This window comes from Amycolatopsis sp. 3B14 (assembly GCF_050958625.1).
GTDB lineage: Bacteria > Actinomycetota > Actinomycetes > Mycobacteriales > Pseudonocardiaceae > Amycolatopsis_E > Amycolatopsis_E thermoflava.
Genome location: NZ_JBHZEN010000021.1, coordinates 119831 through 142620 on the forward strand (window position 1 = coordinate 119831; position 22790 = coordinate 142620).

Here is a 22790-nt window from a genome sequence, read left to right on the forward strand (position 1 = left end):
CCGGATATGCGGGCGATATGCCGCGCTGCCTAGGCTGCCGATATGCGCGTGCTGATCGTGGAGGATGAGCCCTACCTGGCCGAAGCAGTGCGGGACGGCCTGCGGCTGGAAGCGATCGCCGCCGACATCGCCGGTGACGGGGACACGGCGCTGGAGCTGCTCAGCGTCAACTCCTACGACCTCGCGGTCCTCGACCGCGACATCCCCGGCCCCTCCGGCGACGAGATCGCGCGGCACATCATCGCCTCCGGCAGTGGCACCCCGATCCTCATGCTCACCGCCGCCGACCGGATCGACGACAAGGTCTCCGGGTTCGAGCTCGGCGCCGACGACTACCTCACCAAACCGTTCGAGCTGCGGGAACTGGTCCTGCGGCTGCGGGCGCTCGACCGCAGGCGCGCGCACGCCCGGCCGCCCGTCCGCGAGATCGCGGGCCTGCGGGTGGACCCGTTCCGCCGGGAGGTCTACCGCGACGGCCGCTACGTCGCGCTCACCCGCAAGCAGTTCGCCGTGCTCGAAGTCCTCGTCGCCGCCGAAGGCGGGGTGGTGAGCGCCGAGGAGCTGCTGGAGCGGGCCTGGGACGAGAACGCCAACCCGTTCACCAACGCCGTCCGCATCACCGTGTCCGCCCTGCGCAAACGGCTTGGTGAGCCGTGGCTCATCGCCACCGTGCCCGGTGTCGGGTACCGGATCGACACCGGCGAAGACCGTGGATAGGCGTCGCGGGCCGAGCCTGCGGCTGAGGCTCACCCTCAGCTACGCCGGGTTCCTCCTGCTCGCCGGCGCGCTGCTGATGACCTTGCTCTGGTTGCTGCTCGCACGCTCGTTCCCCGACCGGGCGCCCGGCCCGCCCGGGCTGCCCACGCGCCGTCCCGGCCTGCTCGCCGTCGGCGGGCCCGCCGCGGCCACCGCGGTGGCGTTCCTGCTGTTCTTCGGCCTGCTCGGCGGATGGGTCCTCGCCGGGCGGATGCTGGCGCCGCTGACCCGGATCACCGAGTCGGCGCGGCGGGCGTCCGACGGCTCGCTGTCCCACCGCATCCGCATGAACGGCCCGGAGGACGAGTTCCGCGAGCTCGCCGACGTGCTCGACACGATGCTCGAACGGCTCGAATCCCAGGTCGCCGAGCAGCAGCGGTTCGCCGCGAACGCCTCGCACGAGCTGCGCACCCCGCTGGCGATCTCGCAGACGCTGCTCGACGTCGCCCGCAAGGACCCGACGTGGGACCGGGACGAGCTCATCGAACGCCTGCATGTGGTCAACACGCGGGCGATCGACCTGACCGAGGCGCTCCTGCTGCTCAGCCGCAGCGACCGGCGCAGCTTCACCCGCGAGCCCGTCGACCTGTCCCTCGTCGCCGAACAAGCCGCGGAAACGCTGCTGCCCCTCGCCGAACGACGCGGGATCAAGCTCGACGTCGCGGGCGAGGCCGCGCGGGTCACCGGGTCCGCCGAGCTCGTCCTGCGGATGGTGACGAACCTCGTCCAGAACGCGATCGTGCACAACCTCCCCGCCGGCGGCACCGTGACCGTCCACACCGGACCGGACGGCGACGCGAGCGTGGTGCGGGTGGAGAACACCGGCCCGCCGCTGCCGCCGGAACTGGTGCCGACCCTGACCGAACCCTTCCACCGCGGCACGAAACGCACCCGCACCGGCGAGCACGCGGGGGTCGGCCTCGGGCTCGCCATCGTGGCGAGCATCGTCCGCGCCCACGACGGGACGCTCGAACTCGCTGCCCGGCCGGAAGGCGGTCTCGTGGCGGTGGTCCGGTTGCCCGCCCCGCGCGCCCCCTGACCGTTCAGGCGGGATCGCGGGCCAGCGGGCAGGTCATGCAGTGCCCGCCGCCGCGTCCGCGGCCCAGCTCGGCGCCCCGGATGGTGAGGACCTCGATCCCGGCCTCGCGCAGCAGCCGGTTCGTCGTCGTGTTGCGGTCGTAGGTGAACACCACGCCCGGCTCCACCGCGACGGCGTTGTTGCCGCTGTCCCACTGCTGCCGTTCCGACTCGTACACGTCGCCGCCCGTTTCGATCACCCTCAGGTCGGACCCCACCGCCTCGGCGACCACGTCGAGGAACGACCGCTTGCCCTCGTCGGCCACCTCGACGCCGGGCGCCCGGTCGGACGGGCGCAGCGAGAACGGGTGGATCCGGTCCACGATCCGCGGGTAGACGGTGACGACGTCGCGGTCGGCGAAGGTGAACACGGTGTCCAGGTGCATCGCGGCGCGGAGTTTCGGCATGCCCGCGACGATGACGTGCTCGGCGGCCCCTGCGGCGAAGAGCGCGGCGGCGACCTGGGTGATCGCCTGCCGCGAGGTGCGCTCGCTCATTCCGATGAGGACGGTGCCGCCGCCGACGGGCATGACGTCGCCGCCCTCGAAGGTGGACCGGCCCCAGTCCCGCTCCGGATCGCCCCACCACACGGTGGAGGACGCGAAGTCCGGGTGGTGGGTGTAGATCGCTTTCATGATCAGCGTTTCGTCGTGCCGGGCAGGCCAGTACAGCGGGTTCAGCGTGACGCCGCCGTAGATCCAGCACGTGGTGTCGCGCGTGTAGAGGGTGTTGGGCAGCGGCGGCAGCAGGTATTCCCGCGCGTCCGGCGAGTACTCCGCCAGCAGGCGGTACCCGGGCGCGAGCTCCGGCGGCAGCTCCGCCGTGGCCAGGCCGCCGACGAGGTGCTCGGCCAGATCGCCGGGAGACAGCGTCTCCAGGAACTCGCGGGCCGGGCCGACGAGGCCGGGGCCGACGATCTCGGGCACGATCGTGCGGTCCAGGATCCAGTCGCGGGCGCCGGGCGCCGCCATGGTTTCGGCGAGCAGGTCGTGCAGCTCGAGCACCCGGACGTCGCGGCGGCGCAGCTCGTCCACGAACGCGGCGTGGTCCTGCTGTGCCTTCTCGACCCACAGGACGTCGTCGAAGAGGAGGTCGTCGCTGTTGGTCGGGGTGAGTCTGCGGTGCGCCAGGCCGGGCCGGCACACGAGGACCTCGCGTAGCCTGCCCACCTCCGAGAACACACCGCGGCCGGGACGGTCGTCGTCGGTTGTCATGTCGCTCCCTCCGGTCAGATCGTGATGGCTCCGGTCGCCAGCGCGACGACACCGGCGGCGGCGCCGAGCAGCGAAACCGCGAAGATGCCGAGCTCCACGGGCGTGAACACGCGCCGCCCCTGCTCGCGGCGGGCCATCGCGAACAACACCGTCGCGGGCGCGTAGACGATGAACGCGATGAGCAGGAACTTCAGGCCGGCCGCGTAGATGAGGAACGCGGTGTAGACGGTGGCGACGACCGCGACGGCGAGTTCGCGGCCGCGGCCGGTGGGCCGGTCGGCATAGCCCTCCCGCGTGACGCCCAGCTTGACCGCGTAGCCCGCGGCGAGCAGGAACGGCACGAGTGACAGCGCGCTGGTCAGGTCGAGGGCGAACGCGAAGGCGTCCTCGGAGAACACCGTGATCAGCAGGACGACCTGGATGAGCAGCGTGGTCATGAGCAGGGCCGGACCGGGCACGTCCGCGGCGCTGCTGCGGCCGAGGAACCGGGGCATGTCGCGGTCGCGTGCGGCGACGAACAGCACCTCGGCCGCCATCAGCGTCCACGCCAGGTAGGCGCCGAGCACGGACACGATCAGCCCGATGGAGACGAACGTGGCTCCCCACGGCCCCACCGCGGCCTCCAGCACCCCGGCCATCGACGGCTGCCGTAGCTCGGCGATCTCGCTCAACGGCAGGATGCCGTACGACACGATGGTCACCGAGGCGAAGATCGCCAGCACGCTCAGGAAACCCAGGATCGTGGCGCGGCCGACGTCCTGCCGCCGCCGTGCGTGCCGCGAGTAGACGCTCGCGCCCTCGACGCCGAGGAACACGAACACGGTGACGAGCATGGTGCCGCGCACCTGCTCGAACAGCGAACCGACGCCCGGCCCGCCGCGGAAGTTGTCCGCGAACACGCCGGGTTTGAGCAGCACCAGCGCGATCACCACGAACACCAGGATCGGCACCAGCTTGGCCACGGTGACGATCCGGTTGATGGCGGTCGCCTCGCGCACGCCGCGCCGGATCAGCAGGTAGAACGCCCACAGGCAGACGGAGGAGAGCGCGAACGCGATCAACGTGTCGCCCTCGCCGAGCGCGGGCCAGATCTTGCCGACCGTCGACATGATCAGCACCCAGTAGGTCACGTTGCCGACGCACGCGCTGGCCCAGTAGCCGAACGCGGAGAAGAACCCGAGGTACTCGCCGAACCCGGCCTTGGCGTAGGCGTAGACCCCGGCGTCCAGCCCGGGTTTGCGGACCGCCAGGTTCTGGAAGACGAAGGCCAGCGTCAGCATCCCGGCGCCGGCGATCAGCCACGCCACGAGCGCGCCGCTCACGCCGGTCTCGGCGGCGAACCGGCGCGGCAGGGAGAACACGCCCGCGCCGACCATCGAGCCGACGACCATCGCCATCATCGTGGCGATGCCGAACTTCGCGGTCTCGGTCCGTGTCGTTTCGGCCGTGCTCATCTCGTGCTCGCCTCCCGGTCTAGCTGCTGAACGCAGGGCGGTCGGTCAGGGTCAGGGGTGTTCGGACGTCCTGGCCCCCGGCGTGGTGGAACGTGACGGTGACCGTGTCGCCGGGGTCGCGGCGGCGCAGCTGCCCGAGGAACTCCTCCGGCGTGCGGACGGCCGTGCCGTCCAGCGCCGTGACCACGTCGCCGGGCTGGAGACCGGCGGTCGCGGCGGGGCCGCCGTCGGCGATCGCGGCGACGATCACCCCGTCCGCCCTCGGCAGTCGCAGCTGGGCGGCGATCTGCGGGGTGAGCTGGGCGGGTTCGAGCCCGGCGAAGGCGTGCCGCGCCCGGCCGGTGCTCATCAGCTGCTCGGTGACGTCGACGGCGGTCGCGGCGGGGATGGCGAAGCCGAGGGACACGGCGCCGGCCTGGGGCGGGATGTAGGCCTCGCTGATCCCGACGACCTCGCCGGCGGCGTTGAACACGGCGCCGCCGCTGCTGCCCGGGCTGATCGGGGCGTCGGTCTGGATCAGGTCGACGAGCGCCTGCGTTTCGGCGGCGCTGCCCGGGATCTCGCGGTGCAGCCCGGACACCACGCCCGCGGTGACGCTGTTCTCGAAGCCGAGCGGGCTGCCGATGACGACGACCAGCTCACCGACGGCCGGGAGCTGGGGCTGGAACCGCGCGGGCGGCAGGCCGGTGCGGGCGACCTGCACCAGGGCCAGGTCGGTGACGACGTCGACGGCGCGGATCGTCCCGGGCACCCGCTGCCCGTCGGCGAAGGCGACCTGCACCGCCCCCGCGCCGCGCACCACGTGCTCGTTGGTGAGGATGAGACCGTCGGCGCCGTAGACGACGCCGCTGCCGTTGCCGCCCGCGGTCAGGATCTTCACGACGCTGGCCTGGGTGAGCGCCGCGACGGAAGTGACGGCTCCCGTCGCGGGCGGCGCCCCCGTGGTGGGCGGCGCCGCCGGCTGGGCGGCCCCGGTGCACGAGGTCAGGGCGACCACCGCCGCGACGATGATCCACGCCTTGCCCCTGACGGCGGTGATGGTCACGGGGGCGGATGTTAGGGATCTCCGGCAGTTTCGAACCTCACCTGAAACGGATGAGGCTGCGCGGATCCCGGGACGGCCGAACTCGGACACGCGGCGGAGGATCCTGGACGTCGCGGTCGAGGTGATTGGGCACAGTGTCTTGGACGCGCACAACGCCTGGCAGATCCTCGAGTACGGCGAGCGCACAACACCTGGCGACGGGCCGGACGTTCGTCACCGCCCCCGCACTCGCACGGCGGCGTCGCCCAGTCGTGCGCGACCTCGCCCAGACGTGGTCCGGACCGTCGATCACGTTTGTGCTGACCGGAGCTGCCGGTGGGAGCTGGGAGGTTGGTGCGGGTGAACCGGTCGCGGTCGTGCGGACCGAGGCCCCTGATCACCTGTGGCATCTCTCGGGTCGCGCCGATGCTCGACATTGATGGCGACGTGAGGGTCGCCAACGCGGTGCCGGCCGCGCGGGTGGTGCTTTTCCGACCCCGCCGTTGACCGCGAACAAACTTCACGTTATGGTCGATCTCACGTGGTCTAGACCAAAGTCATCCGGGTTCACCGCAAGGAGCCGACATGACCATCAGACGACGCATCGCGACCATCGCCGCCGGGGCGGCTCTCGCTCCCGTCGCCCTCGTGGCCCTCCCGGGCACCGCCAGCGCCCACGGCTACGTCGACTCGCCGCCCAGCAGGCAGGCCCAGTGCGCGCAGGGGATCGTGCCCTGCGGCGACATCAAGTACGAACCGCAGAGCGTGGAAGGCCCGAAGGGGCTGCGCAGCTGCAGCGGCGGCAACACCCGCTTCGCCGAGCTCGACGACGACAGCAAGGGCTGGCGCGCCACCCCGGTCGGCAGCACGGTGACCTTCACCTGGCGGCTCACCGCCCAGCACCGCACCAGCACCTGGGAGTACTACATCGGCGACACCCGCGTCGGGTTCGTCGACGACGGCGGCGCACAGCCCGCGGCGACCGTCTCGCACCCGGTCGACCTCAGCGGCTTCACCGGGCGGCAGAAACTCCTGGCGGTGTGGAACATCGCCGACACCGCCAACGCCTTCTACGCCTGCGTGGACCTGCAGATCGGCTGATCGCCAGGTCTGTCCACCCTGGACGGTTGCCGTGCAGCCGCCCGGGGTGGATCATGGCGCGGGTGAACCGCTGGAACCCCGACACCGTCGCGCCGCCCGCCGGGCGCTACAGCCACCTCGCGTCCGTGCCCGAGGGGCACGAGATCGTCTACCTCGCCGGGCAGCTCGGCGTCCGGCCGGACGGCACCCTCGCGGGGCCGGACGCGCGGGCGCAGGGCGAACAGATCTTCGCCAACCTCGAAGCGCTGCTGTCCGCCGCCGGTGGCGGTCCGGAACACCTCGTGAAGCTGCTGACGCTCGTCGCCGGGGTGGAGCACCTCGACGGCTACCGCGCGGCTCAGGCCGAAGCGTTCAAGCTCTGGTTCCCCGGCGACGACTTCCCGGCGCAGTCGCTGGCCGTGGTCGCGGCACTGGCCGCGCCGCAGTACGTCGTCGAGGTCGAGGCGATCGCCGCGATCCCGCGGACGAGCTGACCCTCAGCCCAGGTCGTGCGCGATCGCCGTCGCCGCCGCCGACAGCGCGCCGACCCACGTGGGCAGCAGGTCGTGGTCGAACCGGGCCGACGGCAGGGCCACCGACAACGCGGCGACGGGCTCGGCCCCGCCGGGCCACGGGATCGCCACCCCGACCGCGGTCAGACCGGTCTCCGTCAGCTGGTCGTTGACCGCGAAGCCGCGCCGCCGCACCAGGCCCAGCTCACGCCGCAGGCGGACCAGGTCCACGTCGGTCCCGGCGTACCGGCGCGTCAGCTCGGCCGGCGGCAGTGCGGCCAGCAACGCCTTGCCTCCGGACACCTGGTGCGCCGGCAGGGCCCGCCCGGCGCGGTCACCCACCCGCAGGATCTGGTCGCACTCCACCGACGCCACGAACCGCGTCTCCGTGCCCGCCAGGACCTGCAGGTTCACCGTTTCCCCCACCCGCGCCACCAGCGCACGCAGGTGGGGCATCGCCGCCTGGCGCAGCAACGCCACCGGCGCGCCGGCCGGATCCGCGGGCCGCAGCACCGGCCCGGCCTGGTAGCGGCGGTCCGGACCCTGCTCGGCGAAGTCCCGGTACACCAGCATCTGCAGCAGCCGGTGCGCCGTCGAGCGGGACACCCCCAGCCGTGCGGCCGCTTCGGACACCCCCATCGGCCCCTCCTGCTGCAGCACCGTGGCCAGGTGGAGCGCGTGGTCGACCGAGTCGATCGCGTACGGCGGCTTGTTCTTCACAGCAGAATTCTAGATCCCTGCTGGCAGAACATCGCCTAGCGTCCTCCTCGACCCGCCGTCCCGAGGAAGGAGTGGCCAGGCGATGACCGCCAACCAGCCCGATCCGTCCCCCGAGCTCGACGAGCTGTACCGGGGGTTCGCGGAGGAACTGCTCGTTCCACTGTGGACCGAGATCGGCGACCTGATGCCGATGAGCCCGTCCCCGGCGATGCGCCCGCACGCCTGGCGCTGGAAGACCCTGCTGCCGTTGGCGGAGAAGGCCGGCGAGCTGGTGCCGGTCGGCCGCGGTGGGGAGCGGCGCGCCATCGCGCTGGCCAACCCGGGCCTCGGCGGCGCGCCGTACGCGACGCCGACGCTGTGGGCCGCGATCCAGTACCTCGGCCCCGGTGAGAACGCGCCCGAGCACCGGCACACGCAGAACGCGTTCCGGTTCGTCGTCGAGGGCGAAGGCGTCTGGACCGTCGTGAACGGCGACCCGGTGGCCATGCGCCGCGGCGACTTCCTGCTCACCCCGGGCTGGCACTTCCACGGCCACCACAACACCTCCAGCGAGCCGATGGCCTGGATCGACGGCCTGGACATCCCGTTCGTGCACTACACCGGCTCGGCGTTCTTCGAGTTCGGCCCCGAGCAGGTGTCCAGCACCGACACCCCGGAGCGCTCCCGCGCCGAGCGGCTGTGGGCCCACCCCGGCCTGCGCCCGGTGTCGCAGACCGCGCCTGCGGTGAACTCGCCGATCGCCGCCTACCGCTGGGAGCACACCGACGCCGCGCTGACCGACCAGCTGGCACTGGAGGACGAGGGCCACCCGGGCGTGGTCGAGCCCGGTCACGCCGCGGTCCGCTTCACCAACCCGACCACCGGCGGCGACGTCATGCCGACCATCCGCGCCGAGTTCCACCGGCTGCGCGCCGGCGCCGAGACCGCGCCGCGGCAGGAGGTCGGCTCGGCCGTGTGGCAGGTCTTCGAGGGCTCCGGCACGGTCCGCGTCGCCGATCAGGAGTGGACCGTCGACCACGGCGACCTGTTCGTCGTGCCGTCCTGGGCCGAGGTGACCCTCGCCGCCGACACGCAGCTGGACCTGTTCCGCTTCAGCGACACCCCGATCTTCGAGCGGCTGCACGCCGACCGCGTGCGGGTGGGAGGGCGGCGGTGAAGCTCGCGACCCTGCGCACGGCCGAAGGCACCCGCGCCATCCGCGTCGAAGGTGAGCGCTACGCCGAGCTCGGCGCGCCCGACGTCGGCGCTTTCCTGGCCCAGGAGGACTGGCGCGCTCAGGCCGGGGCGGTCACGCCGGAGCGCCCGCTCGCCGGCGCCGACCTCGCCCCGGTCGTCCCGCGGCCGGGCAAGATCCTGTGCGTCGGCCTGAACTACCGCAACCACATCCTGGAGATGGGCCGCGAACTGCCGCGGTACCCGACGCTGTTCGCCAAGTACCCGGAGGCGCTCGTCGGCCCGGCCGACCCGATCGCGCTGCCGCCCGAGTCGGACGCGGTCGACTGGGAGGCCGAGCTGGCGCTCGTCGTCGGCGCCACCGTGCGCCGCGCGAGCGAGACGGAGGCGGCCGCGGCGATCGCCGGGTTCAGCGTCCTCAACGACGTCACCACCCGCGACTGGCAGTACCGGTCGCCGATGTGGTTGCAGGGCAAGACGTTCGAGGGCACCACGCCGTTCGGCCCGTACCTGGTGACCCCGGACGAGCTGCCCGGCGGCGCCACACCCGCGCTGGAGCTGAGCTGCGAGGTCGACGGCGAGCAGGTCCAGAAGGCGAACACCGGCGACCTGGTGTTCGACCCGGTCCAGCTGGTCCGCTACGCCTCGACGATCCTGACGCTGCGGCCCGGCGACGTCATCGCCACCGGCACCCCCGGCGGCGTCGGCCACGCGCGGAAACCACCGCGGTACCTGTCCCACGGCGCCCGGCTGGTCACCGAGATCAGCGGTCTGGGCAGGCTGGAGAACGTGGCCCGCGATGAGTGACTGGATGGACGACGGCACCCGGCTCGTCCTCCGGGCGATCGACGAGCTGCCCGACGACGCGTTCGACGCGCCGACGCTGCTGCCCGGCTGGACCCGCCGCCACCTCGTGGCCCACCTGCACTACAACGCCGAAGCGCTGCGGCGACTGCTGAGCTGGGCCCGCACCGGGGTCGAGTCGCGGATGTACGAAAGCGCCGAGCACCGCGCCGCGGAGATCGAGGCGGGCGCGAAGCTGCCCGTGCCCGAACTGCGGCGGCTGGTGCACGACTCGGCCGACGCGCTGGCCGCCGACGTGGCGGCGCTGCCCGCGGACGCCTGGGCCAACGAGGTGGTCACCGCGCAGGGCCGGACCGTGCCCGCCACCGAGATCGTCTGGATGCGCACCCGCGAGGTCGCCGTGCACGCCGTCGACCTCGACTGCGGCGCCGGGTTCGAGGACCTGCCGGCCGACCTGGTCGAGGCGCTGATCACCGACGCGCTGCGGCGGCGGACCGCGCAGGGCCACGGCCCCGCCCTCGCGCGCTGGCTTACCGGACGCGCCGACCAGGCCCCCGAACTCGGCCCCTGGCTGTAGGAGGAAGACATGACCGACACCGATGTGGTGGTGGTCGGCGGCGGGATCGGCGGGCTCGCCAACGCCCTCGCCCTCGCCGCGACCGGGCAGCGGGTCCGCGTGCTGGAGCGGGCCCCCGCGTTCGCCGAGGTGGGCGCGGGACTGCAGCTGGCCCCCAACGCGACCCGGATCCTGCGTGAGTGGGGCCTGCTGGACGAGGTGGTCGCGCGCGGGGTGCTGCCGCGGCGGCTGGTGCTCAAGGACGCGCTCGACGGCGCCGAGCTGACCTCGCTCGACCTCGGGCGGGGGTTCGTCGAGCGCTACGGCGCGCCGTACGTGGTGATCCACCGCAGCGACCTGCTGACGATCCTGCACGACGCCTGCCGGGATGCCGGGGTCGAGTTGCTGGCCGACCACCAGGCCGACGACGTCGAGGTGCGGCCCGACGGCGTGCGGGTGCGGGCGGGGGAACGGGAGTTCGCGGCCGGTGCCGCGCTGGCCGCCGACGGGCTGTGGTCGTCGCTGCGGTCGCGGCTGTCCGACGACCAGCCGGTGTGCTCCGGTTACGTCGCCTACCGCGGCACCCGCCCGGTGTCCGAGGTGACCGGGCTCGACGACGACGTGCTCACCGACGTGGTCGTCCACTTCGGACCGAAGTGCCACCTGGTGCAATACCCGTTGCGGGGTGGGGAGTTGCTCAACACGGTCGCGGTGTTCGCCTCGCCCGCGTACGAGCGCGGCGAGGGCGAGTGGGGCGGCCCGGACGAGCTGGACGCGGCGTTCGACGACACCTGCGACGCGGTGCGGCGCGGTCTGGCGTGGCTGTGGCGCGACCGGCGGTGGCCGATGTACGACCGGCTGCCGGTGCCGCGCTGGGTCGACGGACGGCTGGCGCTGACCGGCGACGCGGCGCACCCGATGCTGCAGTACCTCGCGCAGGGGGCGTGCCAGGCGCTGGAGGACGCGCACAGCCTTGCCGGCGAGGTCGCCAAGCAGCAGGCCGCCGCCGCGCTGGACTGGCCGGCCGCGCTCGCGTCGTACGAGCAGGCCCGCACGGCGCGGACCGCGCGCGTGCAGTCCAGCGCCCGGGTCTGGGGCGAGCTCTGGCACTGCGACGGCCTGGCCCGGCTGCTGCGCAACCAGTACCTGACCGAACGCCGCCTGGACGACTACCGCTGGACCGACTGGCTCTACCAGCCGTGAGGCGGTGACGGGGCACCTCGCCGGGCGGGGTGCCCCGCCGGGGCGGTTGCGCCCGCACGGCCCCTGGGGGACGCTGGTCCCCTGGGAGGAGCGACGATGGGGACGACCTACCTGCACGCGGTGGCTTCGCTGGACGGCTACATCGCCGACGAGAACGACGACGTCGGACCGCTCCACGACTGGTACTTCAACGGCGACCACCCGCTCGTCGGCGAGGACCACCCCGACATCCACGGTTCGCCGTTCCGGGTCTCGGCGGCCTCCGCCGAGTACGTGCGCGGCATGTGGTCGCGCCAGAAGGTCCTGGTCGTCGGGCGGCACCAGTTCGACCTGACCAACGGCTGGGAGGGCCATCCGCCCGCGAGCGAGCACGTCGTGGTCGTGTCGCACCGGCCGCGGCCCGCGGGCTGGCACCCGGAGGCGCCCTATCACTTCGCCGGCTCGGTGGAGGAGGGGATCGCGCGAGCGCAGGAGCTGGCCGGCGACGGCGAAATCGGGGTGGGCGCGGGTGACGTCGGCGGGCAGGCGCTGGCGCTCGGGCTCATCGACCATGTGGCGATCGACGTCGTGCCGGTCGTCTTCGGCCGGGGGAAGCCGTACTTCGGCGCGCTGGCCGACGGCAACCTGATGCTGGGCGACCCCGACGTGGTCATCCAGGGCGACGGCGTGCTGCACCTGCGCCTCCCGGTGCGCCGCCGCGGCTAGCCCGCCGTTGGTCGTCTTCTACAAGGGCGAGTGACCAGGCTCTCACGATCCGCGTGGTCCCGCGTGCGCGCGAGCGGTGGGCATAGTCCCGGGTCAGAGCGGTCCTTTGGAGGGTTCCGACAAAAAACCACCGTCGGCACGGTGCGGGTGCGACGATCACACTACCGGTGGGTACGCGCGATGCTGGACCAGCAGCCAGGGGAGGCCGCGCAGTCCAACCACCACAACTTGTGAGGCTCGATTCGGTGTTCAGTCGTGTCGCGATCGTCAACCGGGGAGAAGCCGCGATGCGGCTCATCCACGCCGTCGGTGAGCTCAACGCGGAGGGCGGGCCGCGCATCGAGACGGTGGCCCTCTACACCGACGTGGACCGCAACGCCACCTTCGTGCGGGAAGCCGACATCGCCTACAACCTGGGCCCCGCGGCGAACCGCCCCTACCTCGACCTCGCCGTGCTGGAACGCGCGCTGACCGAGACGAAGGCCGACGCCGCCTGGGTCGGCTGGGGCTTCGTCGCCGAGGACCCGGCCTTCGCCGAGCTGTGCGAAAAGCTCGGGGTCACCTTCATCGGCCCGAACCCGGAGGCCATGCGCAAACTGGGGGACAAGATCGGCGCCAAGCTGATCGCCGAAGAGGTGGGCGTGCCCGTCGCGCCGTGGAGCCGCGGGCCGGTCGAGGACCTCGACGCCGCGCTGCGCTCCGCCGAGCAGATCGGCTACCCCCTCATGCTCAAGGCCACCGCGGGCGGCGGTGGGCGCGGCATCCGGGTCGTCAACGACGCGGACGAGCTGCGGGACGCCTACGAGCGCACCAGCCAGGAGGCCGCGCGCGCCTTCGGCAGCGGTGTCGTGTTCCTGGAGCGCCTGGTCACCGGCGCCCGGCACGTCGAGGTCCAGGTCATCGCCGACGGCCAGGGCACCGCGTGGGCACTGGGCGTGCGGGACTGCTCCGTGCAGCGCCGCAACCAGAAGATCATCGAGGAGTCCGCCTCGCCGGTGCTCGCGCCGGAGCAGGTGGCCGAGCTGAAGGCCTCCGCCGAGCGGCTCGCCGTCGCGGTCGGCTACCGCGGCGCCGCCACCGTGGAGTTCCTCTACCACCCCGGCGAGAAGCTGTTCGCCTTCCTGGAGGTGAACACCCGCCTGCAGGTCGAGCACCCGATCACGGAGGCCACGACCGGGATGGACCTGGTCAAGGCCCAGCTGCACGTCGCCTCCGGCGGCAAGCTGGAGGGCGCCCCGCCCGCCGAGCTGGGCCACGCCATCGAAGCCCGGCTCAACGCCGAGGACCCCGACCGCGACTTCGCGCCCGCCCCCGGCCGCATCGCGCTGCTCGACCTCCCGGCAGGCCCGGGCATCCGCGTCGACACCGGCGTCAGCGAGGGCGACACGATCCCCGCCGACTTCGACTCGATGATCGCCAAGATCATCGCCTACGGTCGCGACCGCGACGAGGCGCTGTCCCGCCTGCGCCGCGCCATGCGCGAGACCACCGTGCTCATCGAGGGCGGCACCACCAACAAGAGCTTCGTCCTGGACCTGCTGGGCCAGCCCGAGGTGATCGACGCGAGTGCCGACACCGGCTGGATCGACCGGGTCCGCGCGCAGGGCCGCCTGGTCTCGCACGCGCACTCCGGCATCGCGCTGGCCACTGCCGCGATCGAGGCCTACCAGGACGAGAAGCAGGTCGAGCTGCAGCGCCTGCTGTCCACCGCGCACGGTGGGCGCCCGCAGGTGCAGCACGAGGTCGGCCGCCCGATCGACCTGAAGCTGCGCGGCGCGAGCTACCGCCTCACCGTCGCCCAGACCGGGCCGGGCCGCTACCGGATCGGCTTCGTGACTGGCGACGACGTGGAGACCGTCGACGCCGAGCTGGAACGCTACGACTCCCACACCGGCCAGATCCACGTCAACGGCCACCGCTTCCGGCTGGTGACCGGCACGCACGGGCCGATCCACCTGGTCGAGGTCGACGGCGTGACCCACCGGATCAGCCGCGACGAGGGCGGTGTCGTCCGCTCGCCCGCCCCGGCGCTGGTGGTCGCGACGCCGCTCGCCGTCGGCGACGAGGTCGAGGCCGGCGCCCCCGTGCTGGTGCTCGAGTCCATGAAGATGGAGACCGTCCTGCGCGCGCCGTTCCGGGCGCTGCTCAAGGAGTCCCTGGTCTCCGTCGGCAGCCAGGTGGAGACCGGCGCCGCGCTGCTGCGGCTGGAACCGCTCGCCGACGACGACGCCGACGCGGCCCCGGAGACCGCCGGGGTGGACCTGGACCTGCCGTCCGAGCCGGACGGGCTGTCCGCGGCGCACCGCGTCGAGCGCGGCCTGGCCGACCTGCGCAGCATGCTGCTCGGGTTCGACGTCGACCCGCGCGACGGCGGCCGCACCCTGGCAGGGTACCTGGCCGCGCGCGCCGAGCTGCCGCAGCGGCCGCTGGAGGCGGAGACCGCGCTGCTGGAGGTCTTCGCCGACCTGTCGGAGCTGTCCCGCAACAAGCCGGAAGGCGAGGAGACCAAGGCCGAGACGCGGGTGCACAGCCCGCGCGAGCACTTCCACACCTACCTGCAGAGCCTCGACGCGGAGCGAGCGGGGCTGTCCGAGACCTTCCAGGGCCGCCTGACCCGCGTGCTGGGCCACTACGGCGTCGACGGGCTGGACCGCACGCCCGAGCTGGAGGAGGCGGTCTTCCGCATCTTCCTCGCCCAGCAGCGCGCGGCCTCCGACGTCGCCGTGATCACCGCGCTGCTGCAGCAGTGGCTCACCGAGGCCCCGCCGCACAACGGGCTCCGGCAGACCGTCGGCCAGGCGCTGGAGCACCTGATCCGCGCCACCCAGCTGCGGTTCCCGGTGGTCGGCGACCTCGCCCGCAGCCTGGTGTTCCGCTGGTTCGCCCAGCCGCTGCTGCGCCGCACCCGCGCCGAGGTCTACACCAAGGTGCGCCGCCACCTCAGCTACCTCGACGCGAACCCGGAGGCGCCGGACCGCGAGCAGCGCATCGCCGAGATGGTCGCCAGCCCCGAACCGCTGGTGCGGCTGCTCGGCCAGCGCATCGGACGGCCCGGCCTCGACCCCGGCCCGCTGCTGGAGGTGCTCAGCCGCCGCTACTACCGCGAGCACGGCCTGGAGGGCGTGGAGACCGGCACGGCGGGCGGGCACGCGTTCGTCACCGCCGGGTACGACCTGGACGGCCAGCGGCAGCGGCTCATCGCGACCGTCGCCGACTTCGACGGCCTGGCCGACGCGGTGCACAGGGTCGCCGAGGTCGCCGCGAAGACCGAGCCCGGCGCGCTGGTCGCCGACATCTACCTGACCTGGACCGGCCAGCCGGCCGAGGCCGACCTGATGGCCGCCGAGCTGCGCGAGGTGCTGTCCCGCGTCGCGCTGCCGAACAACCTGCGCCGCCTGACCACCACGGTCGCCGGGCGCAGCGGATCGGCGATGCACCACCACTTCACGTTCCGGCCGTCGTCGGCGGGCCTGGCCGAGGAGCGGCTGATCCGCGGCCTGCACCCGCTGATCGGGCAGCGGCTGCAGCTGCGGCGCCTGCAGAACTTCGACCTCACCCGGCTGCCGTCGGCCGACGAGGACGTCTACCTGGTGCGCTGCGTCGCGCCGAAGAACCCGTCCGACGAACGCCTGGTGGCGATGGCGCAGGTCCGCGACCTGACCCCGCTGCGCGACGACGAGGGCCGCATCCTCGCCCTGCCCGCGGTCGAGGGCGCGCTCGGCGCGTGCCTGGACGCGATCCGCAAGGTGCAGGCCCAGCGCCCGGCGAAGAAGCGGCTCGACACCAACCGGATCTTCCTCTACGTGTGGCCGCCCAGTGACCTCACCGCCGACGACCTGAACACGGTCGCGCAGCGGGTGGTGCCGACCACCGCGGGCGCCGGTGTCGAGGAGGTGCTGTTCCTCGGCCGCCAGCGCGACAAGGAGACCGGCGAGCTGCGGCCGATCGCGGTGCGGGTGACCTACGACGTCGCCACCGGTGTCCGGCTGACCATCACCGACCCGCCGACCGAGCTGATCCAGCCGCTGGACGACTACGGCCAGAAGGTGCTGCGCGCGCGGCGCCGCGGCACGGTCTACCCGTATGAGCTGACCGGCATGCTCGCCGGCGAGGGCGGCTCGTTCACCGAGTACGACCTCGACGACGCCGGGGCGCTGGTGCCGGTCGAGCGTGAGCGGGGCCTGAACAAGGCCGGGATCGTCGCGGGGGTGGCGACCACGCCGACCGAGCGGTACCCGGAAGGCGTGACCCGCGTGGTGCTGCTCGGCGACCCGACGAAGGCGCTGGGCGCACTGTCCGAACCGGAGTGTGCACGCGTGATCGCGGCGCTGGACCTCGCGGAGCGGCTGCGAGTCCCGGTCGAGTGGTACGCGTTGTCGGCAGGCGCGCGGATCGCGATGGACTCGGGCACCGAGAACATGGACTGGATCGCCGCGGCCCTGCGCCGCATCGTCCAGTTCACCCAGGACGGCGGCGAGATCAACATCGTGGTCGCCGGCATCAACGTGGGTGCGCAGCCGTACTGGAACGCCGAAGCCACGATGCTCATGCACACCAAGGGCATCCTGGTGATGACGCCGGATTCGGCGATGGTGCTGACGGGCAAGCAGTCGCTGGACTTCTCCGGTGGCGTGTCCGCCGAGGACAACTTCGGCATCGGCGGCTACGACCGCGTGATGGGGCCGAACGGTCAGGCGCAGTACTGGGCGCCGAACCTGGGCGCCGCGCACGGCGTGCTGATGACCCACTACGACCACACGTACGTGCTGCCGGGCGAGACCGGCCCGCGCCGGGCGACGACGACCGACCCGGTCGACCGGGACGTTTGCGACTACCCGCACGCCATCGTCGGGTCCGACTTCACCACGGTGGGCCAGATCTTCTCGCGGGAGACCAACCCGGACCGCAAGAAGCCGTTCGACATCCGCACCGTGATGCGCGCGCTGGCCGACCAGGACCACGCGATCCTGGAACGCTGGGCCGGCATGGCGGACGCGGAGACCGCGGTCGTGCAGGACGTGCACCTCGGCGGGATCCCGGTGTGTCTGCTGGGCATCGAGTCGCGGTCGGTGCCGCGGCGCGGTTTCCCGCCCACCGACGGCCCGGACACCTACACCGCGGGCACGTTGTTCCCGCGCTCGTCGAAGAAGGCGGCGCGCGCGATCAACGCGGCGAGCGGCAATCGGCCCCTGGTGGTGCTGGCGAACCTGTCCGGTTTCGACGGTTCCCCGGAGTCGATGCGCAAGCTCCAGCTGGAGTACGGCGCGGAGATCGGGCGGGCGATCGTGAACTTCCGCGGGCCTATCGTGTTCTGTGTCATCTCGCGCTACCACGGCGGGGCGTTCGTGGTGTTCTCGAAGACGCTGAACCCGAACATGACGGTGCTCGCCGTGGACGGCTCGTACGCGTCCGTGCTGGGCGGCGCCCCCGCGGCGGCCGTGGTGTTCGCGCAGGAGGTCAACTCCCGCACGGCGAACGACCCGCGGGTGTCGGAGCTGGAGGCGCGGATCGCGGCGGCGGACAGCGCTTCGCGGGCCGCGCTGGTGACGCAGCTGGCGGACGTGCGGGCGTCCGTGCGGGCCGAGAAGCTGGGCGAGGTGGCTGCCGAGTTCGACGGGGTGCACTCGATCCAGCGGGCGCAACGGGTCGGCTCGGTGGACGCGATCATCCGCCCGGAGGAGCTGCGGCCGCAGATCATCGCCGCGGTGGAGCGGGGTTTGGCGCGCGCTTGATCCCCTGGGGCGCCCGGCGTTGGCCGGGCGCCCCTTCGGCTTCGGCGTTGGCCGGGCGCCTTGCCGGGCGCCCCTTCGGCTTCGGCGTTGGCCGGGCGCCTTGCCGGGCGCTTCGACGCGCAGTCCCCGGCCGCGATCATGTCCTGGTTGGGAAATTCCGTCGCGGGCGGCTTCCGTGGGGTTGTGCCGCACGAGCGGTATGAGCCGCTGGTGCGGCGTCAGGTTCCCGCGTGGCGGTTGCGGGCCACGGCTCGCAGCACCCGCCTTGCGGCGCGTTCCGGGGAGCCGTTCCCGGCCGCGATCATGTCCTGGTTGGGAAATTCCGTCGCGGGCGGCTTCCGTGGGGTTGTGCCGCACCGGCGGTATGGGCCGCTGGTGCGGCGTCAGGTTCCCGCGTGGCGGTTGCGGGCCATGGCCTGCAGCACCCGCCTTGCGGCGCGTTCCGGGGAGTCGTCCCCGGCCGCGATCATGTCCTGGTTGGGAAATTCCGTCGCGGGCGGCTTCCGTGGGGTTGTGCCGCGCCGGCGGTACGGGCCGCTGGTGCGGCGTCAGGTTCCCGCGTGGCGGTTGCGGGCCACGGCCTGCAGCACCCGCCTTGCCGCGCGTTCCGGGGAGCCGTCCCCGGCCACGATCACGTTCAGGCCGGGGTATTCGCGTCGCAGGCGGGCGGCTTCCGCGGGGTCGTGCAGCACCAGCTGCCCGCCCTCGCCACGGTCGGCCATCCGCGCCGCGAACTCCCGCGCCGTGCCCCGGCTGTCCACCACCACGTCCGGCACGTCCGGCCCGTCGCCGCGCACCTCGGCCCCGGCCCTCGCGAACGCCGCGGCCGCCGCCCGCGCGAACCGGCTCTCCCCGGTGACCACCACCAGGTACCCGTCGAACCGGGCCCCCCGCGCCCGCCGCAGCCCCCGGCTCTCCGGCGCGCCTTCGACGGAATCCACCAGCCCGGCCCCGACGGCCCGCGCCCGCCGCCGCCCCCGCCTTTCCGGCGCCCCCTCGACGGAATCCACCGGCCCGGCCTCGACGGTCCGCGCCTGCCGAAGCGCCACGCTCTCCGACGCCCTCTCCACGGAATCCACGAGCTCGGTCGCGGCCGCCCGCGCCCGCCTTTCCGGCGTGAAATCGACCAGCCCGGCCGCTCGCGCCCGCCTTCCCGTCGTCCCCACCGCGGAATCCACCATCCCTGCCGCCCGCGCCCGCCGCAGTCCCCGGCTCTCCGGCGCACCCTCGGCGAAATCCACCAGCTCGGCCGTGCAGCGGGCGATCACGTCCGGCCGCTCGCGCGGGATCCAGTGCCCGCCCGGCAACCGCCGCACCCACAGCCGCGGCGCCCACCGCGCCACGTCCGTCTGCAGTGCGGGCGTCACGTACGGGTCGTCCAGCGGCGCGAGCACCTGCACCGGCACCTCCGCGGGCCGCGGCCGCGGACGGGACAGCCGGGCGCCGATGTTCGCCCGGTACAGCTCCAGCCCGTGCACGGCGTCCGCCACCGCCGGGCTGCCCGCCGCACTGCCCGACAGCCGCCGCAGCACCCGGCGGCCCACCCCGGACCGCCAGCCCAGCTCGGGAACCAGCGGGATCTGGAAGAACACGATGTAGGTCGAGTGCACCAGCTGCCGCAGCGCCGGCCCCCACCCCGACGGCCGCCGCAACCGGGTGCGGAACCAGTGCCCGGCGTGGTCGAGCGAGGGCCCGGAGATCGAGGTGAACGACGCGATCCGCCCGCGCAGCAGGTCCCCGGTCACCGCGTGCCAGCTCTGGATCGACCCCCAGTCGTGCGCGACGAGGTGCGCCGGCCGGTTCGGGCTGACCTCGTCGAGCACGGCGGCCAGGTCCTCGGCTAGCCGGTCGAGCGCGTAACCGTCGCGCCGCGCGGGCCGATCCGACTCGCCCGCGCCACGGACGTCGTAGGTGACCACGTGGAACCGGTCCGCGAGCCGGGCCGCCACACCGTCCCAAACGGACCGGTCGTCGGGGTAGCCGTGCACGCACACCACGGTCGGCGCGGCCGGATCACCGGCTTCCGCGACCGCGATCCGCGTGCCGTCCCGGGACACCACTCGCCGGACCACGCCGCCTCCTCGCTGAAGCTATTACCCGAAGTAACAGTTACTGCGATGAGCATCGGCGGCGGGGCGATCCTTGTCAAGCGCCGCGGCCTGGTCCAGTCCACACGCGTGAGTGACGCACCAAGGGTGGATGCCCTGCGGGGCAACGGAATTCGCGGCGTCCGCCGTGACGGATCGGTTTCGCGGGGCCGACCAGCGAGAGTTCGCCTGTCGCGTCGCCACGCCGTGATCGCAACGTGTCCTGCGTCACATCTGCGTGCCGGATTTGCCCCAGCCGTCCCGGGCACCCGGTCCGCGGAGCCGCTCAGGTTCCGGCCCGGAATCCGTTGATACGAAGGGAATTCAGAACCATGAACGTTCGTCGCTTCGCGATCGCCAGTCTGCTGGCCATCCCGCTGTCGTTCGGTGCCGCGGGCATCGCGTCGGCTGACAGCTACGGCGACTCCGCCGCGTCCGCCGGCCCGGACGGCGCCGCGATCTCCAGCACCGGCTCGGTCGCGGGCCACGACTACGGCTACGACGACGACGGCTACGGTCACGGCTACGCCGGCTACTACGACGCCAACCTGTCGGCAGGCCCGGAGGGGGCGGGCGGCGACTACACCGTCTCCGGAACCAACGGCCACACCTCCTTCTACGGTGAGGGCTGCCAGTGGGCGGGCCCGGAGGGCGCGCACTCCAGTGACACCTGGTCGGTCGCGGGTCACCACCACCACGACCACGACTGGGACGACGACGGGGACGAGGGCGACGACGACTGACGTCACCCGCTCCGCCTCTCTCCCTGACGGTGACCCCCGGTGACGCCGGGGGTCATCGTTTCCCGTCGTCCGGGGTCAGGTCGTGGCGCACGGCGAGGATCGCCAGGTGCACGCGGCTGGGGCTGCCGGTCTTGTCCATCAGGTTCGCCACGTGCGTCTTGACCGTCGTGACGCCGACGTGCATCCGCGCCGCGATGTCCGCATTGGACAGTCCCATCCCGACCAGTCCGAGCACCTCCCGCTCGCGCGGCGTCAACGGCAGATCCGGCCGCTCCGCCCTGGACCGCACCGCCTGCCCGACCAGCCGCCGCAGGACGTCGTCGCTGAACGGGCTGCCGCCCGCGGCCGCCCGGCGGATCCCGTCGAGCAGCTCGGCGGGCGTGGCGTCCTTGGCCAGGAACCCGCACGCGCCCGCCGCCAGCGCCGGGTACAGGTGCTCGTCGTCGTCGAAGGTCGTCAGCACGACGATCCGCGTCGCGGGCCGCTCGCCGAGGATCGTCTTCGTCGCGGTGATGCCGTCCGTGCCGGGCATCCGCAGGTCCATCAGCACCACGTCGGGCTTGACCCGGCCGGCCAGCCGGATCGCCTCACCGCCGTGCGGCGCCTCGCCGACGACCTCGATGTCCGACGTGGACTCGCACAGCATGCGCAGGCCGGCGCGGACGAGCTGCTGGTCGTCGACGAGCAGGGTGCGGATCACGGGACCTCCGAATCGACCGGGGCGGACGTCTCCGCCGGGATCAGCGCACGCACCCGCCAGCCGTCGCCGTGCGGGCCGGCCTCGAGGGTGCCGCCGACCAGGTCGACGCGTTCCCGCAGGCCCACCAGTCCGTAGCCCGGTTCACCGCCGCCGCCCCGCGCGCCACCCGTGTCGGTGACCTCGACCAGCACCTGCCCGCCGCCGGCGTCCACCCGGACGTGCGCCCGCGCGCCGGGGCCGGCGTGCTTGGCGACGTTCGTCAGGCTCTCCTGCACCAGCCGCAGCACCGCCAGGCCGCGCAGCGAATCGAGCGCCGCGATCGCCGGGTCGACGTGGCAGTCGATCGCCAGCCCGGCCTGCCTGCTGCGCCCGATCACCGACTCCACCGCGGCGGGCAGCGACGCGGTCTCGATGAGCACGCCGTGGTCGCGCACGCTCGCCGGGTCGCGCAGCGCGGACACCAGCTCCCGCAGGTCGGCGAGGGTCCGGGTGGCCGAGGCGTGGACGTCGTCGAGCACCTCGCCGACACGCGGATCCAGGTCCGGCACCACGGCCCGCGCCACGCCGACCCGCAGCGCCATCGACGCGACGTGGTGGGCCACCAGGTCGTGCAGCTCGCGGGCGATCTCGGTGCGCTCGGTCAGGCGGGCGCCACGCGCGGCGAGTTCCCGGCGCGCCTCGGCCTCCTCGGCCCGCGCGCTCGCCTGCGCCACCGCCCGCACCCCGGCCCGCAGGTAGGCGCCGAGCAGCAGCGGGCCGCCCACGACGGTGAGGACCCGGTAGCCGACGGCGAGCACGCCGGTCAGCATGTGGTCGTAGGTGCCGAGCACGAAGTACACCGCGGTGAGCACGGCGGCGCCGAGCAGGGCGGTGCGCATCGGGCGGCGGATGGCCAGCTCGAACACCGCGACGCCGGCCAGCACCTTCACCGCCACCGGGGTGGCGTCGGCCCACTGGTGCGCGGCCAGGATGAGCAGGGACTCCACGCCCGCGACCGCCAGCGGCCACACCCCGCCCGCGAGGAACACCCCGGCCGCGGCGAACACGACCACCCAATCCGCCGGCGTCGGCTCCGGCCGCTGCACCAGCAGCAGATAGCCAGGGCCGATCACGAGCGGCAGCAGACGCGCGGGCCCGAACCGGTCGCCGACCGCCCGCCCAACCCACCCCAGGAGCACAGAACCGACACTAACGGGCGGGCGCGCCGGGCGGTTCCTCCCTGGGAAGGAGGTCCGGCTGGTTCTCGGGGG

Annotated in this window: 18 protein-coding genes; 11 read left to right on the forward strand and 7 right to left on the reverse strand. The window is 73.2% G+C overall.

Translation table 11 applies throughout. The annotated features are described in order from the left end of the window. Positions 1-42: 42 nt before the first annotated feature. Positions 43-717 (forward strand): response regulator transcription factor, encoded by a 675-nt coding sequence (locus tag ACCP09_RS11860; protein WP_123685857.1) that lies wholly within the window; start codon positions 43-45, stop codon positions 715-717. Beyond that, a complete protein-coding gene (locus ACCP09_RS11865; RefSeq protein WP_433745779.1) occupies positions 710-1795 on the forward strand; it encodes a sensor histidine kinase in 1086 nt (361 codons plus the stop codon). Before ACCP09_RS11860 ends, ACCP09_RS11865 begins: the two co-directional genes overlap by 8 nt. Before the next feature lie 4 nt (positions 1796-1799). Here ACCP09_RS11865 and ACCP09_RS11870 read toward each other — a convergent pair whose 3' ends face one another. Genes ACCP09_RS11870 through ACCP09_RS11880 form a run of 3 tightly spaced genes read right to left on the reverse strand, consistent with a single transcriptional unit; the run spans position 1800 to position 5546 of the window. Beyond that, on the reverse strand, positions 1800-3047 hold the full coding sequence (locus ACCP09_RS11870; RefSeq protein ID WP_027928599.1) for an arginine deiminase: 1248 nt from the start codon (positions 3045-3047) through the stop codon (positions 1800-1802). A gap of 14 nt (positions 3048-3061) precedes the next feature. After that, a complete protein-coding gene (locus ACCP09_RS11875; protein ID WP_433745782.1) occupies positions 3062-4501 on the reverse strand; it encodes a basic amino acid/polyamine antiporter in 1440 nt (479 codons plus the stop codon). A 19-nt stretch (positions 4502-4520) separates the two neighbouring features. Continuing rightward, complete coding sequence (locus ACCP09_RS11880; protein ID WP_433745785.1) at positions 4521-5546, reverse strand: S1C family serine protease; 1026 nt, start codon at positions 5544-5546, stop codon at positions 4521-4523. Between the two features lie 564 nt (positions 5547-6110). Between ACCP09_RS11880 and ACCP09_RS11885 the strand changes: the two genes are divergently transcribed. Then, entirely contained in the window at positions 6111-6626 is a 516-nt protein-coding gene (locus ACCP09_RS11885) for a lytic polysaccharide monooxygenase auxiliary activity family 9 protein (protein ID WP_400985040.1), read from the forward strand. Between the two features lie 62 nt (positions 6627-6688). Next, the gene (locus tag ACCP09_RS11890) at positions 6689-7099 is read left to right on the forward strand and encodes a RidA family protein (RefSeq protein ID WP_027928603.1); all 411 of its coding nucleotides are present in this window, start codon (positions 6689-6691) and stop codon (positions 7097-7099) included. Positions 7100-7102: 3 nt separating this feature from the next. Here the strand turns inward: ACCP09_RS11890 and ACCP09_RS11895 are convergent, their stop codons facing one another. Then, positions 7103-7837, reverse strand: a complete 735-nt coding sequence (locus tag ACCP09_RS11895; RefSeq protein ID WP_123685864.1) for an IclR family transcriptional regulator — start codon at positions 7835-7837, stop codon at positions 7103-7105. Between the two features lie 82 nt (positions 7838-7919). On the opposite strand from ACCP09_RS11895, the gene ACCP09_RS11900 reads away from it, so the two are divergent. The 6 genes from ACCP09_RS11900 (at position 7920) to ACCP09_RS11925 (ending at position 18010) form a co-directional block, all read left to right on the forward strand. Next, positions 7920-8993: a cupin domain-containing protein gene (locus ACCP09_RS11900; RefSeq protein ID WP_433745790.1), complete on the forward strand. Its 1074-nt coding sequence runs from the start codon at positions 7920-7922 to the stop codon at positions 8991-8993. Then, a complete protein-coding gene (locus ACCP09_RS11905; RefSeq protein WP_378362441.1) occupies positions 8990-9817 on the forward strand; it encodes a fumarylacetoacetate hydrolase family protein in 828 nt (275 codons plus the stop codon). Before ACCP09_RS11900 ends, ACCP09_RS11905 begins: the two co-directional genes overlap by 4 nt. Beyond that, positions 9810-10391 carry a maleylpyruvate isomerase family mycothiol-dependent enzyme gene (locus tag ACCP09_RS11910; RefSeq protein WP_433745793.1) on the forward strand — a complete coding sequence of 194 codons (582 nt, stop codon included), beginning with the start codon at positions 9810-9812 and terminating at the stop codon, positions 10389-10391. Before ACCP09_RS11905 ends, ACCP09_RS11910 begins: the two co-directional genes overlap by 8 nt. 9 nt (positions 10392-10400) lie before the next feature. Then, a complete protein-coding gene (locus tag ACCP09_RS11915) occupies positions 10401-11573 on the forward strand; it encodes an FAD-dependent monooxygenase (protein WP_433745796.1) in 1173 nt (390 codons plus the stop codon). Between the two features lie 96 nt (positions 11574-11669). Then, entirely contained in the window at positions 11670-12278 is a 609-nt protein-coding gene (locus tag ACCP09_RS11920) for a dihydrofolate reductase family protein (RefSeq protein WP_123685868.1), read from the forward strand. A 245-nt stretch (positions 12279-12523) separates the two neighbouring features. Continuing rightward, positions 12524-18010, forward strand: a complete 5487-nt coding sequence (locus tag ACCP09_RS11925; protein WP_123687279.1) for a carboxyl transferase domain-containing protein — start codon at positions 12524-12526, stop codon at positions 18008-18010. A 548-nt stretch (positions 18011-18558) separates the two neighbouring features. Here ACCP09_RS11925 and ACCP09_RS11930 read toward each other — a convergent pair. After that, on the reverse strand, positions 18559-20070 hold the full coding sequence (locus tag ACCP09_RS11930; RefSeq protein ID WP_433745986.1) for an alpha/beta fold hydrolase: 1512 nt from the start codon (positions 20068-20070) through the stop codon (positions 18559-18561). A 359-nt stretch (positions 20071-20429) separates the two neighbouring features. Between ACCP09_RS11930 and ACCP09_RS11935 the strand changes: the two genes are divergently transcribed. Then, entirely contained in the window at positions 20430-20840 is a 411-nt protein-coding gene (locus tag ACCP09_RS11935) for a hypothetical protein (RefSeq protein ID WP_027928612.1), read from the forward strand. A gap of 52 nt (positions 20841-20892) precedes the next feature. On the opposite strand, the gene ACCP09_RS11940 is transcribed toward ACCP09_RS11935, so the two are convergent. Together ACCP09_RS11940 and ACCP09_RS11945 are read right to left on the reverse strand one after the other, a co-directional pair. Next, on the reverse strand, positions 20893-21540 hold the full coding sequence (locus ACCP09_RS11940; RefSeq protein ID WP_027928613.1) for a response regulator transcription factor: 648 nt from the start codon (positions 21538-21540) through the stop codon (positions 20893-20895). Further along, the gene (locus ACCP09_RS11945) at positions 21537-22718 is read right to left on the reverse strand and encodes a sensor histidine kinase (RefSeq protein ID WP_433745802.1); all 1182 of its coding nucleotides are present in this window, start codon (positions 22716-22718) and stop codon (positions 21537-21539) included. The genes ACCP09_RS11940 and ACCP09_RS11945 overlap by 4 nt, the downstream gene beginning before the upstream one ends. Positions 22719-22790: the final 72 nt, after the last annotated feature.

Bases quoted from the DNA above. Each gene is read 5' to 3' on its own strand.
- ACCP09_RS11860 (WP_123685857.1), top strand. From the start codon at position 43: ATGCGCGTGCTGATCGTGGAGGATGAGCCCTACCTGGCCGAAGCAGTG.
- ACCP09_RS11870 (WP_027928599.1), bottom strand. From the start codon at position 3,047: ATGACAACCGACGACGACCGTCCCGGCCGCGGTGTGTTCTCGGAGGTG.
- ACCP09_RS11875 (WP_433745782.1), bottom strand. From the start codon at position 4,501: ATGAGCACGGCCGAAACGACACGGACCGAGACCGCGAAGTTCGGCATC.
- ACCP09_RS11885 (WP_400985040.1), top strand. From the start codon at position 6,111: ATGACCATCAGACGACGCATCGCGACCATCGCCGCCGGGGCGGCTCTC.
- ACCP09_RS11900 (WP_433745790.1), top strand. From the start codon at position 7,920: ATGACCGCCAACCAGCCCGATCCGTCCCCCGAGCTCGACGAGCTGTAC.
- ACCP09_RS11910 (WP_433745793.1), top strand. From the start codon at position 9,810: ATGAGTGACTGGATGGACGACGGCACCCGGCTCGTCCTCCGGGCGATC.
- ACCP09_RS11915 (WP_433745796.1), top strand. From the start codon at position 10,401: ATGACCGACACCGATGTGGTGGTGGTCGGCGGCGGGATCGGCGGGCTC.
- ACCP09_RS11920 (WP_123685868.1), top strand. From the start codon at position 11,670: ATGGGGACGACCTACCTGCACGCGGTGGCTTCGCTGGACGGCTACATC.
- ACCP09_RS11935 (WP_027928612.1), top strand. From the start codon at position 20,430: ATGAACGTTCGTCGCTTCGCGATCGCCAGTCTGCTGGCCATCCCGCTG.